At 64.8% G+C, this 15,624-nt stretch carries 13 protein-coding genes; 3 read left to right on the top strand and 10 right to left on the bottom strand.

Annotated elements, in window-relative coordinates; genetic code table 11:
* From sucB to purB, 5 genes are all read right to left on the bottom strand, one after another.
* A partial coding sequence (gene sucB, locus RUU78_RS21030; protein ID WP_313919639.1) for a dihydrolipoyllysine-residue succinyltransferase occupies positions 1 to 1,030 on the bottom strand: 1,030 nt, incomplete at its 3' end.
* Between the two features lie 5 nt (positions 1,031 to 1,035).
* Complete coding sequence (locus RUU78_RS21035) at positions 1,036 to 3,879, bottom strand: 2-oxoglutarate dehydrogenase E1 component (protein WP_313919640.1); 2,844 nt, start codon at positions 3,877 to 3,879, stop codon at positions 1,036 to 1,038.
* Between the two features lie 162 nt (positions 3,880 to 4,041).
* Positions 4,042 to 5,004: a GNAT family N-acetyltransferase gene (locus tag RUU78_RS21040; RefSeq protein ID WP_313919641.1), complete on the bottom strand. Its 963-nt coding sequence runs from the start codon at positions 5,002 to 5,004 to the stop codon at positions 4,042 to 4,044.
* Positions 5,001 to 6,224 carry a cupin domain-containing protein gene (locus tag RUU78_RS21045; RefSeq protein ID WP_313919642.1) on the bottom strand — a complete coding sequence of 408 codons (1,224 nt, stop codon included), beginning with the start codon at positions 6,222 to 6,224 and terminating at the stop codon, positions 5,001 to 5,003. Before RUU78_RS21045 ends, RUU78_RS21040 begins: the two co-directional genes overlap by 4 nt.
* A 17-nt stretch (positions 6,225 to 6,241) precedes the next feature.
* Complete coding sequence (purB, locus tag RUU78_RS21050) at positions 6,242 to 7,609, bottom strand: adenylosuccinate lyase (RefSeq protein ID WP_313919643.1); 1,368 nt, start codon at positions 7,607 to 7,609, stop codon at positions 6,242 to 6,244.
* 93 nt (positions 7,610 to 7,702) lie between these two features.
* Here purB and RUU78_RS21055 point away from each other — a divergent pair, with 93 nt between their 5' ends.
* On the top strand, positions 7,703 to 9,103 hold the full coding sequence (locus RUU78_RS21055) for a class II fumarate hydratase (protein WP_313919644.1): 1,401 nt from the start codon (positions 7,703 to 7,705) through the stop codon (positions 9,101 to 9,103).
* 117 nt (positions 9,104 to 9,220) lie between these two features.
* Positions 9,221 to 10,363 carry a hypothetical protein gene (locus RUU78_RS21060; RefSeq protein ID WP_313919645.1) on the top strand — a complete coding sequence of 381 codons (1,143 nt, stop codon included), beginning with the start codon at positions 9,221 to 9,223 and terminating at the stop codon, positions 10,361 to 10,363.
* 99 nt (positions 10,364 to 10,462) lie between these two features.
* On the opposite strand, the gene RUU78_RS21065 is transcribed toward RUU78_RS21060, so the two are convergent.
* Genes RUU78_RS21065 through RUU78_RS21080 form a run of 4 tightly spaced genes read right to left on the bottom strand, consistent with a single transcriptional unit; the run spans position 10,463 to position 13,021 of the window.
* Positions 10,463 to 11,434 carry a hypothetical protein gene (locus RUU78_RS21065; RefSeq protein WP_313919646.1) on the bottom strand — a complete coding sequence of 324 codons (972 nt, stop codon included), beginning with the start codon at positions 11,432 to 11,434 and terminating at the stop codon, positions 10,463 to 10,465.
* Complete coding sequence (locus RUU78_RS21070) at positions 11,431 to 12,288, bottom strand: ABC transporter ATP-binding protein (protein WP_313919647.1); 858 nt, start codon at positions 12,286 to 12,288, stop codon at positions 11,431 to 11,433. Before RUU78_RS21070 ends, RUU78_RS21065 begins: the two co-directional genes overlap by 4 nt.
* A complete protein-coding gene (locus RUU78_RS21075; protein WP_313919648.1) occupies positions 12,285 to 12,659 on the bottom strand; it encodes a GntR family transcriptional regulator in 375 nt (124 codons plus the stop codon). The genes RUU78_RS21070 and RUU78_RS21075 overlap by 4 nt, the downstream gene beginning before the upstream one ends.
* Before the next feature lie 5 nt (positions 12,660 to 12,664).
* A complete protein-coding gene (locus RUU78_RS21080; RefSeq protein ID WP_313919649.1) occupies positions 12,665 to 13,021 on the bottom strand; it encodes a hypothetical protein in 357 nt (118 codons plus the stop codon).
* 192 nt (positions 13,022 to 13,213) lie between these two features.
* Between RUU78_RS21080 and RUU78_RS21085 the strand changes: the two genes are divergently transcribed.
* Positions 13,214 to 13,771: a glutathione peroxidase gene (locus tag RUU78_RS21085; RefSeq protein ID WP_313919650.1), complete on the top strand. Its 558-nt coding sequence runs from the start codon at positions 13,214 to 13,216 to the stop codon at positions 13,769 to 13,771.
* 51 nt (positions 13,772 to 13,822) lie between these two features.
* Here the strand turns inward: RUU78_RS21085 and RUU78_RS21090 are convergent, their stop codons facing one another.
* Positions 13,823 to 15,544 (bottom strand): bifunctional sulfate adenylyltransferase/adenylylsulfate kinase, encoded by a 1,722-nt coding sequence (locus RUU78_RS21090; RefSeq protein ID WP_313919651.1) that lies wholly within the window; start codon positions 15,542 to 15,544, stop codon positions 13,823 to 13,825.
* Positions 15,545 to 15,624: the final 80 nt, after the last annotated feature.

Genomic DNA, 15,624 nt, shown 5'->3' on the forward strand with positions numbered 1-15,624 from the left:
GCGTGGAGAACAGCGAACCGAAGGTGCCGCCGTTGGTGATGGTGAAGGTGCCGCCGGCCAGATCGTCCAGTGTCAGGCCGCCTTCGCGCGCCTTCTTGGCGTAGCTCGCGATCTGCTTCTCGACGTCGGCGAAGCTCATGTTCTGCGCATCGCGCAGCACCGGCGTGACCAGTCCCTTGTCGGTGGAGACGGCAACCGAGATGTCCTGGTAGCCGTGATAGATCACGTCGCTGCCGTCGACCGAGGCGTTGACGACGGGATGGCGCTTGAGCGCCTCGCAGGCGGCCTTGACGAAAAAGCTCATGAAGCCGAGCTTGATGCCGTGCGTCTTCTCGAACTGTTCGACCAGTTCCTTGCGCATGGCCATGACCTTGCCGAGATTGATCTCGTTGAACGAGGTCAGCATGGCGATGGAGTTCTTCGACTGCATCAGGCGTTCGGCGATCTTGGCGCGCATGCGCGTCATCGTCACGCGCTCTTCCGGACGCGAGCCCGGCGTCGGCTTGGCCGGCGCCGTGGGGGCTGCAGCCGGAGCCGCGGCGGGCGTCGCCGCCGGAGCGGGCTGGCCGCCCGAGCGCATGAAGTTGACGAGGTCTTCCTTGGTCACGCGGCTGTCGCGGCCGGTGCCGGCGACGCCGGCCGGATCGATCGCGTTCTCGCTCGCGACGCGGCGGCCGGCGGGAGACAGCTCCTCGACCTTGGCCGACGGCGCGGCGGCGGCAGCCGGTGCGGCAGCCTTTGGCGCTTCGGCCGCGGGTGCGGCGGCGACCGGGGCGGGCGCTGCCGCGGCGACGCCTTCCTCGATCACGGCAATGATTTCCTGCGAATTCACCGTCTCGCCGGTCTGACGTCGGATTTCCTTCAGCACGCCGTCGGCCGGAGCCGGCACTTCGAGGACGACCTTGTCGGTTTCCAGATCGACCAGGTTCTCGTCACGCTTGACCGCCTCGCCGGCCTTCTTGTGCCAGGTCGCGATGGTCGCGTCGGAAACGGATTCGGGCAGAACCGGGACTTTGACTTCGATGGTCATACTTCTTACTCCGAGGCGTGATCAGTGCCGATCGGCGCGACCAGCGCCTGCTCGACCAGGGCCGCCTGTTCGGCGACGTGAGTGGTGTGGTGGCCGCAGGCCGGTGCCGGCGAGCGTGCACGGCCGGCATAGCTGAGGCTCTGCTCTGCGCTCAGACACGCGCGCAGGTGGTGCTGGATCTGATACCAGGCGCCCTGGTTCATCGGCTCTTCCTGGCACCAGACGATTTCCTTCGCGGCCGGATACTTCGCCAACTGCGCCTTCACTTCGGTACGCGGGAACGGATACAACTGCTCCACGCGCACGACCGCGACGTCGCTGACGCCGCGCTTCTCGCACTCGTCGACGAGGTCGAAATAGACCTTGCCCGAACACAGCACGACGCGGCGCACCTTCTGTCCCGGTTTGGACGTGGTGTCGCCGATGACGAGCTGGAAGCCGCCGTTGGCCAGATCGTCGAGCGAGGACACGGCGAGCTTGTGGCGCAGCAGCGATTTCGGCGTCATGACGACGAGCGGCTTGCGGCAGTCGCGCACCATCTGGCGGCGGATCATGTGGAAGGCCTGCGCCGGCGTCGTCGGTACACAAACCTGCATATTGTTCAATGCGCACATTTGCAGGAAGCGTTCGAGGCGCGCGGAGGAGTGCTCGGGACCCTGGCCTTCATAGCCGTGCGGCAGGAACAGCGCGAGACTGGACAGGCGGCCCCACTTGGCTTCGCCGGAGCTGATGAACTGGTCGATGACGACCTGGGCGCCGTTGGCGAAGTCGCCGAACTGGGCTTCCCAGACCACCAGCGTGTTCGGTTCCGACGTGGTGAAGCCGTATTCGAACGCCATGACGGCTTCTTCGCTGAGCACCGAGTCGATGACTTCGACGTTCGCGCCGGCGCGTACATGGCCAAGCGGCACGTAGGTGCCGTCGGTCTTCTGGTCGTGCAGCACCGCGTGGCGATGGAAGAACGTGCCGCGGCCGACGTCCTGGCCGACCACGCGCAGGTCATGGCCTTCGGCCACGAGCGTCGCGTAGGCGAGATTCTCGGCAAAGCCCCAGTCCATCGCCTGCTGGCCCGCGGCCATCCTGGCGCGGTCCTCGTAGATCTTGGCGACGCGCGGATGAAGCACGAGTTCGGCTGGCAGGTTCAGGATGCTCTGGCTCAGCGCGATCAGCTTTTCCTTGGCCACGGCGGTCTTGTGCGGCGCATCGATGCGGCCATCGATGAACTTCGACCAGTCCAGCGCGTAAGGATCCTTGAAGTCGGGATCCAGGTCCGCGACCGAGAGGCCGGATTCGAGCTTCTTGCGGTAGCCGTCGACGAGCGCCTGCGCATCGCCGTCCTTGATCGTGCCGGCTGCGGCGAGCTTCTGCGCGTAGAGATCACGCGTGGTCTGGCGCGCGCGGATGACCTGGTACATGACCGGCTGAGTCGCTGCCGGTTCGTCCGCTTCGTTGTGACCGTGGCGGCGGTAGCAGACCAGGTCGATGACGACGTCGCGCTTGAACACCTGGCGATAGTCGAAGGCGAGGCGGGCGACGAAAAGCACCGCTTCCGGGTCATCGCCGTTCACATGGAACACCGGCGCGTTGACCATCTTGGCGACGTCGGTGCAGTAGTAGGTCGAGCGTGCGTCCTGCGGATTGGACGTCGTGAAGCCGACCTGGTTGTTGATGACGATGTGGACCGTGCCGCCGACCGCGAAGCCGCGCGCCTGAGACATGTTGAACAGTTCCATCACCACGCCCTGGCCGGCAAACGCGGCGTCGCCGTGGATCAGCACGGGCATGACCTGGCCGCGCTCGGTATCGCCGCGGCGCGTCTGGCGCGCGCGCACGGAGCCGGCGACGACCGGATCGACGATTTCCAGATGCGACGGATTGAACGCCAGCGCCAGATGCACCGTGTGGCCGGTGGTCTTGATGTCGGCGGAGAAGCCCATGTGGTACTTCACGTCGCCGGAATGGGCCGGATCGTCGGGATGGTCGAACTTTCCTTCGAACTCGGCGAACAGTTTCTGCGGGGCCTTGCCCAGCGTGTTGACGAGTACGTTGAGACGGCCGCGGTGGGCCATGCCGATGACCATGTCCTTGACGCCGTCGGCGCCGCTGCGCCGCACGAGTTCGTCGACGAGCGGAATCAGGCTGTCGCCGCCTTCGAGCGAGAAACGCTTCTGGCCCACGTACTTCGTGTGCAGGTAGCGCTCCAGGCCTTCGGCCGCGGTCAGGCGTTCGAGCAGCCGATGCTTGTCGTCGAGCGAGAGGCCGAAGTTGCCGCCAGCGCGCTCGAGCTGCTCGTGCAGCCAGCGCCGCTGCACCGAGTCGCTGATGTGCATGAATTCCGCGCCGATGCTGCTGGCGTAGGTCGCCTTGAGCAGGCTGACCAGATCCTTGAGCTTGAGGCGCGACGGACCGGCCAGCGAGCCGGTGTTGAATTCGGTGTCGAGGTCTCCGCTGTCCAGGCCGTGGAAGCCCAGTTCCAGGTCGGGCGCGGGCAGTTTCTCGGTCAGGCCCAGCGGGTCGAGCGTCGCGGCGAGGTGGCCGCGGGAGCGATAGGCTGTGACCAGCTTGAGCACGGCGGCCTGCTTCTGTGCCTGCGCATCGTCGACCGCTGCGGTCGCCACGGGCGCGGCGGCACCGCGGCCGCCGAGCTTCTGCGCCGCGCTGATGCGCGCGATCGCGTCGGAATGAGATTTGTCGTCGCGGCCCTTGAAGCCGTCGAAATAGCGCTGCCACTCGGGCGAAACCGTGTTCGCGTCGCGCAGCCAGGATTCGTAGAGTTCTTCGATAAACGCGGCGTTGCCGCCGGAGAGCTGGGAGGTATCACGGAACAACTGGATCAGGTTCGCGCTCACGTCGGGAATCACCGGAGTGTGGTGCTGGCTGCACGTCGGAAAGGCTCGATCGGGCTTGATCGAAACCCGCGGATTATACGCTCATCGTGTTGCGGCGCGGCAAGGCGACAATGGTCATAACTACGCAGATTCCGGTCGATTTTTGTCCGGAAACCGGCGCGGTTACATATGCAGTTCACGCAGCCCCTGCGGTGGCAGGGAGCGTTCCCACACCTGGTTGAAGTAGTCGCGCAGCTGGGCATGGCGGCCCGGCGCGTAGGTCCTGACCTCACCTTCGAAACGGCTGCCGAGGACGCGGAAGTAATAGCCGCGCCGGTCGGTGATCAGGAAGGCCGATGGGTATTGCTGGTCTGACTCGGTGTCGGGCGTGCGGAACTGGAACACGCTGGGCAGGCGATGTGCCAGGAGGATCAGGCGGTGGCCGTCGGCGATCGCCGCCGCGGGGGCCTGCACGATGATGCGCACGAGTGCGCCGCGCCCGGCCGTGCCGATACGCTTGAGTTCGTCGAGCACGGCTTCCTGGTCGAACAGGGCGAGGTCGAGGTCGCGCGTGTAGAGGCAGATTTCGCGTTTCGCGGCACGCAGCAGTTCCAGCATGGCGGCGACGGCCTGTTCGCGGCTCTCCACCGCGATCGTGCGTGGCTCCGGCGTCTCATCGAGATGGCTGCCTGGCCGATAGCCGCTGTCGGTCGGCGCGAGTTCGAGCCGCATCATGCGATGCGGAATGTCGCATTCGACGAATTCGTCGCCGTAGGGCTCGAAACCGAAGCGCTGGTAGAACGGGATCGCATAGCTCTGCGCGTGCATCTCCAGCGCGCCGCGATGCTGCGCGCGGGCGCGCTCGATCAGCGCACGCATGATGGCGTCGCCGACATGCTGGCCGCGCCAGTTGTCGAGCACGGCCATGCGCCCGATCTTGTCGTCCGGAGTGAGCCGGCCGGTGCCGATCGGACGATTTTCGTTGTCGCGAGCGATGACATGGATCGAGCGCGCGTCCAATTCGTCCCATTCCTCGGCTTCGGGAATGTTCTGGCCAAGGACGAAGACTTCGGTGCGGACGAATTTCAGGTCGGCCTGGTCGACGTTCCAGTCGGCCGGTTCCACACGAAAGCGGTCTTCGATCATCGGCGGCTCCGGCGCTGCGGTCGGGTCAACACGAGCTGACCCTGATTGACCAGGGCCAGCAGCACGGTCTTGTCGGCGCCGCCCAGCGTCTGGAGTTCCGTGGCGGCGATTTCGCGCTGCTCGCAGATCAGGCGGGCGAACGCGCCAGAGCAGATATGGCTGCTGCCGGCCACATACAAGGTTGCGTCGCCTGAGCCGGCGCAGTCCGCACGTCCGGTGGGCGTCGCGTCGAGCCAGGCCGTGCGTGCCCACGGAAAGCGCACGATACCGGCGCCCCTGGCCAGGGCTGCGTCGAGCTCGGTCGCCGTCACGATGCGCGGCGGCGCGAGCGCGGTCTGGGCGCAGCGATAGGACGTGATGTAGCGCCCGAACCAGTCGTGCAGGCGCGCGTTGTCCATCTCGCGAAGTGCCGCGACGGCATGCTCGACGCGGCTCAGCGAGGCGGCGTCGATTTCGTAGGGATCCGCGGCGGGAGCTAGGTCGGCATCGGTGTAGCGGTCGTCTTCACTGAGCGGCTCCACCAGCGTGTCGACGAGGTCGCCGAGCATCTCGGCCAGCGCCGGTGCACGCATACCGACGGAAAACGTCATGCAGTCGCCGACGGCAACGCCGTCATGCGCGAACCCCGGCGGGAGGTACAGCATGTCTCCGGGTTCGAGCACCCAGTCGTGTGTCGGCGTGAATTCGGCGAGGATCTTCAGTTCCAGCTCGGGCCTGAATGTCTTCGGCGCGCGGGCATCGTCGCTGATGCGCCAGCGGCGCCGGCCGAGTCCCTGCACGAGAAAGACATCGTACTGGTCGACGTGTGCGCCGACCCCGCCGCCGTCGACGGCGTAGGAGATCATCACGTCGTCGACGCGCCAGCGCGGCAGGAAGCGGAAGCGCTCAAGCAGCGCAGACACGTCCATGTCCCATTTGTCCACATCTTGCACGAGCAACGTCCAGTGACTCTCGGGAAGCTGCGCGAAATCGGCGTCGTCGAACGGGCCGGAGCGCACGCTCCAGCTGTCGCCCGCGGGATCGCGCACGATAAGGCGAGACAGCGCCGCTTCCTCACAGGCGAGGCCGGCGAGATCCTCCGGCGTCAGCGGCGGCGCGAAATCCGCCAGTGCGCAGCGGATCAGCAGCGGGCGCTTCTGCCAGTAGTCGCGCAGGAAATCCTGCGTGCTCATGCCCAGTGGCTGGCCCGGACCGGCCTGGACCTCGATCGGAGTCGACATGCGCGTACCCGTACCGCTCAGACGTTCCTGGCCAGCGATTCGGCCAGGCCGACATACGTCGCCGGGGTCAATTCGCGCAGGCGCTGCTTGGCGTCCGCCGGAAGCTCCAGCGATTCGATGAACTCGCGCAGCGCGTCCTTCGAGATGCCGTGGCCGCGCGTCAGCGCCTTGAGCTGTTCGTAGGGATTGGGCAGGCCGTAACGACGCATGACGGTCTGCACGGCTTCGGCGAGCACTTCCTGGCTCGCGTCCAGATCGGCGGCCAGACGTTCCGGATCCGTCTTGAGCTTGCCCAGGCCGCGGCCCAGCGAATCCAGCGCGATAAGGCTGTGGCCGAAGGCCGTGCCGAGTGCGCGCAGCACAGTGGAGTCGGTCAGGTCCCGCTGCCAGCGGCTGATCGGCAACTTCGCGCTGAAGTGTTCAAACAGGCCGTTGGCGATGCCGAAGTTGCCTTCCGCATTCTCGAAGTCGATCGGGTTGACCTTGTGCGGCATGGTCGAAGAACCGACCTCGCCGGGCTTGAGTGCCTGGCGGAAGTAGCCCAACGAGATGTAGCCCCAGAGGTCGCGCGAGAAATCGATGAGGATGGTGTTGAGGCGGCGCAGCGCGTCTCCGATTTCGGCGATGCAGTCGTGCGGCTCTATCTGTGTCGTATAGGGATTGAAGGTCAACCCCAGCCCCTCGACGAAGCGCTGCGCGAACGCGGGCCAGTCGACTTCCGGATAGGCCACGACATGTGCGTTGTAGTTGCCGACCGCACCGTTGATCTTGCCGAGCAGTTCCACGTTCGCGATCTGCGCGCGCTGCCGTGCCACGCGAGCGGCTACGTTGGCGATCTCCTTGCCCAGCGTGGTCGGCGACGCGGTCTGGCCGTGCGTGCGTGACAGCATGGGTTGCGCGGCCAGGTCGTGGGCCAACTTCCGCAGTGTGGCAAGCAGCTTGTCGATCGCGGGCAGCATGACCTGGTCGCGCGCGTCGCGCAGCATCAGCGAGTAGGACAGGTTGTTGATGTCTTCGCTGGTGCAGGCGAAATGGATGAATTCCTTGACTGCCTCGACTTCGGTGAAGCCCGCGCTGCGCTGCTTGAGCAGGTACTCGATCGCCTTGACGTCGTGGTTGGTTTCGCGCTCGATCGTCTTGACGCGTTCGGCGTCGTGCAACGAAAAGCCCTCGGCAAGCGTCGTCAGGAACTGACGCGCCGCGGCACTGAAGGCTGGCACCTCGGCGATGGCGGGATGTTCGCCCAGAGCCAGCAGCCAGCGGACTTCGACGAGTACGCGGCGCTGCATCAGGCCGAATTCGCTGAAGATCGGGCGCAGCGGATCGACTTTGGCGGCGTAGCGGCCGTCCAGCGGCGACAGGGCGGTGAGGGTGTTGAGGGTCATCGGAAGGGGGCGAGGCGGAGCCAAAGACGCGGAATCATACACCGGTGGCTATACTGGCCGGTCCCTATTCCGCCTATCCGCGCAGGAAATCTCATGGGCGACTACCGCATCGAAAAAGACAGCATGGGCGAACTGCGTGTGCCGGCCGCCGCCCTCTATGGCGCGCAGACCCAGCGTGCCGTGCAGAATTTCCCGATTTCCGGCCTGCGCCTGCCACGCGCTTTCATCCGCGCACTGGGGCTGATCAAGGCCGCCATGGCCGACGTCAACGCTGACCTCGGCCACCTCAAGCCGAATCTTGCCAAAGCGATCCGCAAGGCTGCCGAACGCGTCGCCGCTGGCGAATTCGATGCCGAATTTCCGATCGACGTCTTCCAGACCGGTTCCGGCACGTCTAGCAACATGAACGCCAACGAGGTGATTGCAAGCCTGGCTAACCGGGAGCGCAAGCTCGGTGTGCACGCCAACGATCACGTCAACATGGGGCAAAGCTCCAACGACGTTATCCCGAGCGCAATCCAGCTCGCGGCCGTGCTGCAGGTGCGCGAAGACCTGCTCCCGGCACTGGTCCATCTGCGTGGCACGATACAGCGCCAGGCCAGGTCACTGGCGAAGGTGACCAAGACCGGCCGCACTCACCTCATGGATGCGATGCCGCTGACCTTTGGTCAGGAGTTCGGCACCTGGGCCGCGCAACTTGATTCCTCGATCGAGCGAATCGAGGATTCGCTCAAGCGCGTGCGTCGTCTGCCGCTCGGCGGCACGGCGATAGGCACAGGCATCAATGCCGATCCGCGCCAGGCCAAGCGCGCGACCAAGCGCCTCGCCGAGCTTGCTGGCGCGAAACTTGAATCGGCGCCCAACCTGTTCGAAGGCATCGCATCGCAGGACGCGGCGGTCGAGCTGTCGGGCCAGCTGAACGCGCTGGCCTGCGCACTCATGAAGATCGCTAACGACCTGCGCTGGATGAATTCGGGCCCTCTCGCGGGGCTCGGCGAGATCGAGTTGCCCGCGCTGCAGCCGGGTTCGTCGATCATGCCGGGCAAGGTCAACCCGGTAATTCCCGAGGCCGTCGCGATGGTGTGCGCCCAGGTCATGGGCAACCATGTGACGGTCACGATCGCCGGGCAGAGCGGCAGCTTCCAGCTCAACGTGATGCTGCCGCTCATCGCGCACAATCTGCTGCAGTCCATATCGCTGCTGGGCAGTGTGTCGCGACAGCTCGCGGACGCGGCGATCGCCGGCCTGCGCGTGCGGGAAGACCGGGTGGAAGCTGCGCTGGCACGCAACCCCATCCTGGTCACGGCGCTGAACCCCGTCGTCGGCTACGAGGCGGCGGCGGCGATGGCCAAGCAGGCTTACAAGGAAGGCCGGGCCATCCTCGACGTCGCGCGTGAGCGCAGCGGATTGTCCGACGCGGAACTCAAGCGTCTGCTCGACCCCGTGGCGCTGACCCGTGGCGGTATTGGGGCCGGTAGCGGAGGTGGCGGCTGAGCCGACCATACGAAAGTCATGCCCGTCATGGCGAACAGCACATGCCGGTACGGAATCGGGCGTCACAATGGCGCCGCTCATTAGCACTTGCAGTAGTCGTCTTGTCTGGAGAATGAAATGCTGAAACGTCTGGCCCTCGCCACCGCGCTGCTAGCAAGCAGCGCTTGGGCGCAACAGGAAATCTCGATTACGGCCAAGGACATCGAAACCGGTGCCGCAGACGCCAAGCTGGCCGCGCTCGGCCGCGAGGCCGCAGCGACCGGTAAGGAAGTCGTGATCAATGCGCCCAAGGAGTGGCATGGCAAGGTTGCCGCCAAGGTCAAGGCTGGCGGCGCCGCCGACGTGAAGTTGAACGACAGCTTCTTCGAAAACGTCGTCGTACGCGTGGCTGACAGGGCAAAGGTCGAGCCACCGAAGCCGGTCGAGGCGCCGAAACCCGCCGAAGCGCCCAAGCCCGCACCATCGGCCGCGCCGCCCAAGCCGGTCGAAGCGCCGAAGCCGGCACCCAAGCCGGTCGAAGCGCCGAAGCCCGTCGCGCCGGCTCCGGCACCGCCGCCGGCTCCGGCTCCGGCACCCGTGCAAGCGCCGCCCCCGGCTCCGGCGCCCGTGGAAACGCCGCCTCTGGCTCCCGCTCCGGTACAGACGCCGCCTCCGGCTCCAGCCCCGGTGGCCAAACCCGCGGCTGATCCGTCCGTCGCCATCAAGCAGCGCTTCGAACAGAACCTGCACGGCGGCAAGCCAGCCAAGGGCGAACTCGATCAGACCCTGTTGCAGAAGGGGGACATCATCTATATCGACGGCGATGTTCGTGCTGTGGTGCGCCGCGACAGTCTCGGTACCACGCTGTTCTGGCTGACCGGCGAGCTCAATCTGCTGCGCGCGGAACTCAAGCCGCTGGCCGAGAACCGCTATGAAGTCGTCTACAAGATCACGAGCAGCAGCAACGTATCGCTGCGAGGTACCGCAGGCGAGGCGCAGCTATTCACCGCTACGGTGCCGGCGGACGGCGACGCGGAACGCGCCGACATGGAGAAGTCCTATGCGGAAGGCCGGCCGGTTGGTCGCAGCCTGCGCATTGACCAGTTGACCCAGGGCGACATGGTCTATCTCGGCAAGACATCAGCGATGGTCGTGCGTCGCGACGGTGGTCAGCTTGCGCGCTACTGGCTCGAAGGAGCGCTGAACACGAATCAGGTCGGTCTGCAGAAGGAAAAGGGCGCTACCGGCAAGTTCAAAGTGCTCAGCGACAACATCGAATAGTCAAGTCGTCCGACCGACGAAGCGCTCCCTGCGTTTCCGCGAGCATAAAAAAGGCCGCCCTCTTGGGGCGGCCTTTTTCTATTGGAGGTGCCATGCAGCTCAGCTGTCGTCGCGCCAGCGACGCAGCCAGATCGCGAGAGCGATCATGCCGGCGCCGGCTGCGGCACCGATCCACAGATTCGCCCCGGCCAGCGGCGCGAGGATAGTGTTCAGATCGATCGCATTGAGCAGCACTTCGGGGCCATCGGCGCCGTCCATCTTGTTGTCCAAGTGCTCGAAGTCCATCCAGCTACCTGGCAGGATGCTGAACAGCACGCGCGAGACGATGTGCTGCCAGAACCAGTCGTTCGGGAGGCGCAGGTTCGTCACTGCATCGAAGATCGAAACGCAGGTGCCGATCGCGATGGGCAGCAAGGTTGCCCAGAGGAAGGGCACGCGCTTGGCGAAGGCCGAGCACAGCATCAGCCAGCCGATGGTGGGCAGCGCCCAGACCGCATTCAGCGGGATCAGCATCGCCACCTTGCCGACCACGCTCAGCGGCGAGGCGTTGGCCCAGACCACAGTGAACGGGTTCATGCCGTAGATCGCGACGACGATGCTGAAGAGAATCAGCAGCCCGAGCATCAGGATCAATGCCGCCGCCAGCGCGAACAGCGGAGCTATCACGGTTGCGGCGACCAGTTTCGACAGCACGGTTTCCATGTCCGAAATCGGCAACGATTTCCAGAACAGGATGCTGCGGTCGCGGCGGTCGTCGTAGAGCGAGCCAAGCAGATAGAAAAACGTGACTATGGCAAGCGTGATCGCGATGGGCGCGGCCGAGAAGAACAGGCCGACGTCCAGTCCCGCGCCGATCTTCAACCGCTGTTCCGGCGTCAGCGCCGCTGCGATGTCGCTGATGCGCACGCCGTTGATCAGCGCGTGACCGTCGAGAGGAGCATTGGACAATCCGGTGATGACGGCGATGGTGACGACCAGCAGGATGATGCCCGCAGCAATCAGCGGTGCCCACTGGAAGCCGCCGCGGTGTTCCCAGTACTCGCGCTTGAGCAGCCAGGCAAAGGTGTTCATGCGTAGGTTCCTTTCATGGTGGCCACGAACAGGTCGGCGATGTTGGGCTGGCGGATTTCGCCGAGCTCGGCCAGGCGCGGCTTGTCTGTGCCGTCGAACAGGAAAATCGACTTGCCGAAGATCTGGCGCTCGCCCAGCGGCTGCAGCGCGCGTGCGGCGGCGGCCCTGTCCGGGTTGACCATGACTTCGGTGAAGCGCTCGGCGATCGCATCCATGCTCGCGTCGAGCACGATCTTGCCGTCGCGTATGAACATGAGATCGGTCAGGATGTGCTCGACCTCTTCGACCTGGTGGGTCGTGATGATGATGGTCTTTTGCTCGTCGAAGTAGTCGTTGAGCAGACTCTGGTAGAACTCCTTGCGGTAGAGGATGTCCAGGCCCAGCGTCGGTTCGTCGAGCACCAGCAGGCGCGCGTCGATGGCCATGACCAGGGCCAGATGCAGCTGCACGATCATGCCCTTGGACATTTCGCGCACCCGCATGCGCGGCTTCAGCTTGGTGCGGGCGAGGAATTGTTCGCACTTGGCGCGCGAGAAGCGCGGATGTACTCCGGCGACGAACTCGACAGCTTCGCTGACACGGATCCAGCGCGGCAGCACCGCGACGTCGGCGATGAAGCAGACGTGCTGCATCAGTTCGTGGCGCTGCTTGCGCGGATCGAGGCCGAGCACGGAGAGGTCGCCCTGGAAATCGGTCAGGCCGAGAATGGCTTTCAGTGCGGTGGTCTTGCCGGCGCCGTTCGGGCCGATCAGACCCACGATGCGGCCGGCTTCGACAGAGAAGCTGACGTCGTCGAGTGCCGGTGTCGTACCGAAACGCTTGCTCAGGCGGTTGGCCTGGATTACCGCACTCATGACGAGGCTCCTTCCATGTCCCGGCTGTCCTGAACCAGCCTTTCCACGTCCAGGCCCAGGCGCTTCAGGCGCGCATACAGGCTGGGCCACTCTTCGCGCAGAAACCGCTCGCGTTCGTTCTTGAGCAAGGCATCGCGCGCACCTTCGTTGACGTACATACCCAATCCCCGTCGTTTTTCGACCAGTTGTTCTTCGACCAGCTCTTGGTACGCCTTGGACACCGTGATCGGATTGAGCTGGAAATCCGCAGCGACCTGGCGAACCGAGGGCAGGGCGTCCCCTTCGTTCAGCACACCGTCCAGGATCATCGCCACGACGCGGTCGCGCAGTTGGCGGTAGATCGGGGTGTTGTCATTCCACGTAATGGTCATGAGTTTCAGTCCTGGCTCACCTGCGGGAGCACCTTGCCGAACGAATAGTAGGGCATGTCGAAACTGCCTCTGCCGGCGCCGGTGCTGCGCCGCACGGGGGAATCGGGCACGGCGCTGGCGTCGGTTTCAGCGTCGGCAACCGGCTGGGCAAAGGCCAGCGCGATGTCCTCGGCGCTAGGACGCACAGTGACTTCCGGCAGAGTGACCAAGGTGGTGATGCGCTCCGGCGCAACTTTCGGTGCGGTAGCGCGGGCGGTGGACCTCGCCGGAGTGGCGGCTTCATGGGTGGCGCGCTCGATGGCGGCGCCGGCCACGAAGGTAAAGGAAGCGATCAGTACGGTGACGATGGCGCTGACTTTCATGGCGGTTCCTTCGAAGTGCTTTGCTTGGGTGGTGTTGTAGTGAACTATAACACCATATCGAAAGCCGTCAAGAACTTTTTCCGGGACTGTCAAGAAAAATCGAGGGCCGCCAGGAAAGTTGCAGAAAAACCGTAGCTTAGCGGTCGTTGCAGAGTATGCTCGGCCGGTTTCCTACCACTTAGGAGAGGTCCCATGCGTCGAATCCTGACTGTCTTTCTGTTGTCGCTAGTCGTCAGCGGCCCGGCTTTGGCTTGTAGCGAGCTGCTCAACGCCGAATACCGCCCGCTGGCAGGCAAGGACAAGGTTTCGTTGTGCAAGCAGTACGACGGCAAGGTGCTGCTGGTCGTGAATACCGCGAGCAAGTGCGGCTTTACACCTCAGTATGAGGGTCTGGAAAAACTGCATGCGAAATACGCCGACAAGGGCTTTGCCGTGCTTGGCTTCCCGTCCAACGATTTCATGCAGCAGGAGCCGGGCAGCGAGAAGGAAATCCAGGAATTCTGCACGCTGACGTACGGCGTGAAATTTCCCATGTTCGAAAAAGTCCATGTGACCAAGGACCAAGCGACGCCGCTGTATCAGCGCCTCGCGGCGGCGAGCGGCGAACGCTACCCGAGCTGGAATTTCTACAAGTATCTGGTCGGTCGGGACGGCAAGGTCCTCGGGGACTTCTCCAGCAAGGTCAAGCCCGATGACGCGGAGCTTGTCGCCGCGATCGAGAAGGCCATCGCCGCAGAACCGGTGAAGTGAGCACCTTGCGGTCCCGGCATGGTTCGCCGGGACCGCTTCCGTATGTTGGTGTCAGCCGCGAGGCCGGATGAGGCCGAGGTTTTCGAGTTTCAGCACGATGCGCTGAACCGCTTCGTCCGGATTCATCTCGCTGGTATCGATGCGCAGTTCCGGCGTCTCCGGCGCTTCGTACGGATCGCTGATGCCGGTGAACTCCTTGAGTTTGCCGGCGCGCGCCAGCGCATACAGTCCTTTGCGGTCGCGCTGTTCGCAGATGTCCAACGGCGTGGCGATGTGAGTTTCGACGAACAGGCCGTATTGCGAAATCATCTCGCGCACTTCCTTGCGCGCGGCCGCATAGGGCGCGATCGGCGCGCAGATCGCAATGCCGCCGTTCTTGGTGATCTCGCTGGCGACGAAACCGATGCGCTGAACGTTGAGGTTGCGGTGCTCGCGCGAAAAGCCGAGTTCGGACGACAGATGCTTGCGTACGATGTCGCCGTCCAGCAGCGTGACCGGGCGTGTGCCGAGTTCGAGCAGGCGAACCATCAGCGCATTGGCCAACGTCGATTTGCCGGCGCCAGAAAGGCCGGTGAAGAACACCGTGAAGCCCTGCTTGTGCCGCGCCGGATGCGTGCGGCGCAGCTCGGCAACGACTTCCGGATAGGTGAACCACTCCGGGATGTCGAGACCTTCATGCAGGCGCCGGCGCAGCTCGGTGCCGGAGATGTTCAGCACGGTTTCACCGGGCTGTATCTCGTCGGCAGGCGCGTACTGCGCGCGTTCCTGCACATACAGCATTTCCTGGAACGGCACCATCTGGATGCCAAGCTCCGCCTGGTGCTTCGCGACGAGTTCCTGCGCATCGTAGGGGCCGTAGAACGGCTTGCCGTCGCTGCCATTGCCGGGGCCGGCGTGATCGCGGCCGACGATGAAATGCGAGCAGCCGTGGTTCTTGCGAATGATGGCGTGCCAGAGCGCTTCGCGAGGCCCGCCCATGCGCATGGCCAGGTGAAGCAGTGACAGCATGCTGGTCTGCTCGGGGTAGTGTCCGATCAGTTTTTCGTAGCAGCGCACGCGCGTGTAGTGGTCGATGTCGCCGGGCTTGGTCATGCCGACGCTGGGATGGATCAGCAGGTTCGCTTCGGCGATCTGCGCGGCGCGGAACGTCAGCTCAAGGTGCGCGCGGTGCATGGGGTTGCGCGTCTGGAACGCTACGATGCGGCGCCAGCCCAGCTTGTCGAACCGGGCGCGTACCTCGCGCGGGGTCAGGCGCAAGTGGCGGAAATCGTAGTGTTGGGGTAGCTCAATGCCGCGCACGCGGCCGCCGAGATAGAGCGGTCCTGCACGATTCAGCAGCCAGGCGGTGCCTGCGTGCAGTGGATCGGTCGTGCCGAATACGGCACTTGCCTCCGCTTCGCGGTCGGCTTCCCAGACGTCGTCGATATCGAGCACCGCCAGCGCTACGCCTTCGGGATCGCGAAGGGCGATGCGGCGGGCCGTGCCGAGCCTGTCGACGAACTCGCGGCTCACGTCGAGCGTGACGGGCACGGGCCACAACGTGCCGTCGGCCAGGCGCATGTCGCGACAGACGCCGTCGTAGTCGGCGCGGCCAAGAAACCCTCTGAGTGGCGAGAACGCGCCTGTCATCAGCAGTTCCAGGTCGCAGAGCTGGCGCGGGTTCAGATCCCAGCCAGGCAGGGCGGCTGCTTCGTGCTTGAGGGCGTCGCGCTCGGCTGGCGCAACGAGCAGGTCGACGAGGTTGCCGCCGTGCGCGGCGATGAGTTGGCTCATGAATGGGATTCCTAGGTTGTTTTGAGTCGTGCGTGCAATATCACCGCAGGACGGTCGGTTCGGTACAAGTACAAGTTGCG

It is taken from the genome of Tahibacter sp. (genome assembly GCF_032229445.1).
In the GTDB taxonomy this organism is placed as follows: Bacteria; Pseudomonadota; Gammaproteobacteria; order Xanthomonadales; family Rhodanobacteraceae; genus Tahibacter.

Coding starts and splice junctions, on each gene's coding strand:
- RUU78_RS21040 (WP_313919641.1), bottom strand. CDS start 5,004: ATGATCGAAGACCGCTTTCGTGTGGAACCGGCCGACTGGAACGTCGAC.
- RUU78_RS21045 (WP_313919642.1), bottom strand. CDS start 6,224: ATGTCGACTCCGATCGAGGTCCAGGCCGGTCCGGGCCAGCCACTGGGC.
- purB (WP_313919643.1), bottom strand. CDS start 7,609: ATGACCCTCAACACCCTCACCGCCCTGTCGCCGCTGGACGGCCGCTAC.
- RUU78_RS21055 (WP_313919644.1), top strand. CDS start 7,703: ATGGGCGACTACCGCATCGAAAAAGACAGCATGGGCGAACTGCGTGTG.
- RUU78_RS21060 (WP_313919645.1), top strand. CDS start 9,221: ATGCTGAAACGTCTGGCCCTCGCCACCGCGCTGCTAGCAAGCAGCGCT.
- RUU78_RS21065 (WP_313919646.1), bottom strand. CDS start 11,434: ATGAACACCTTTGCCTGGCTGCTCAAGCGCGAGTACTGGGAACACCGC.
- RUU78_RS21070 (WP_313919647.1), bottom strand. CDS start 12,288: ATGAGTGCGGTAATCCAGGCCAACCGCCTGAGCAAGCGTTTCGGTACG.
- RUU78_RS21075 (WP_313919648.1), bottom strand. CDS start 12,659: ATGACCATTACGTGGAATGACAACACCCCGATCTACCGCCAACTGCGC.
- RUU78_RS21080 (WP_313919649.1), bottom strand. CDS start 13,021: ATGAAAGTCAGCGCCATCGTCACCGTACTGATCGCTTCCTTTACCTTC.
- RUU78_RS21085 (WP_313919650.1), top strand. CDS start 13,214: ATGCGTCGAATCCTGACTGTCTTTCTGTTGTCGCTAGTCGTCAGCGGC.
- RUU78_RS21090 (WP_313919651.1), bottom strand. CDS start 15,544: ATGAGCCAACTCATCGCCGCGCACGGCGGCAACCTCGTCGACCTGCTC.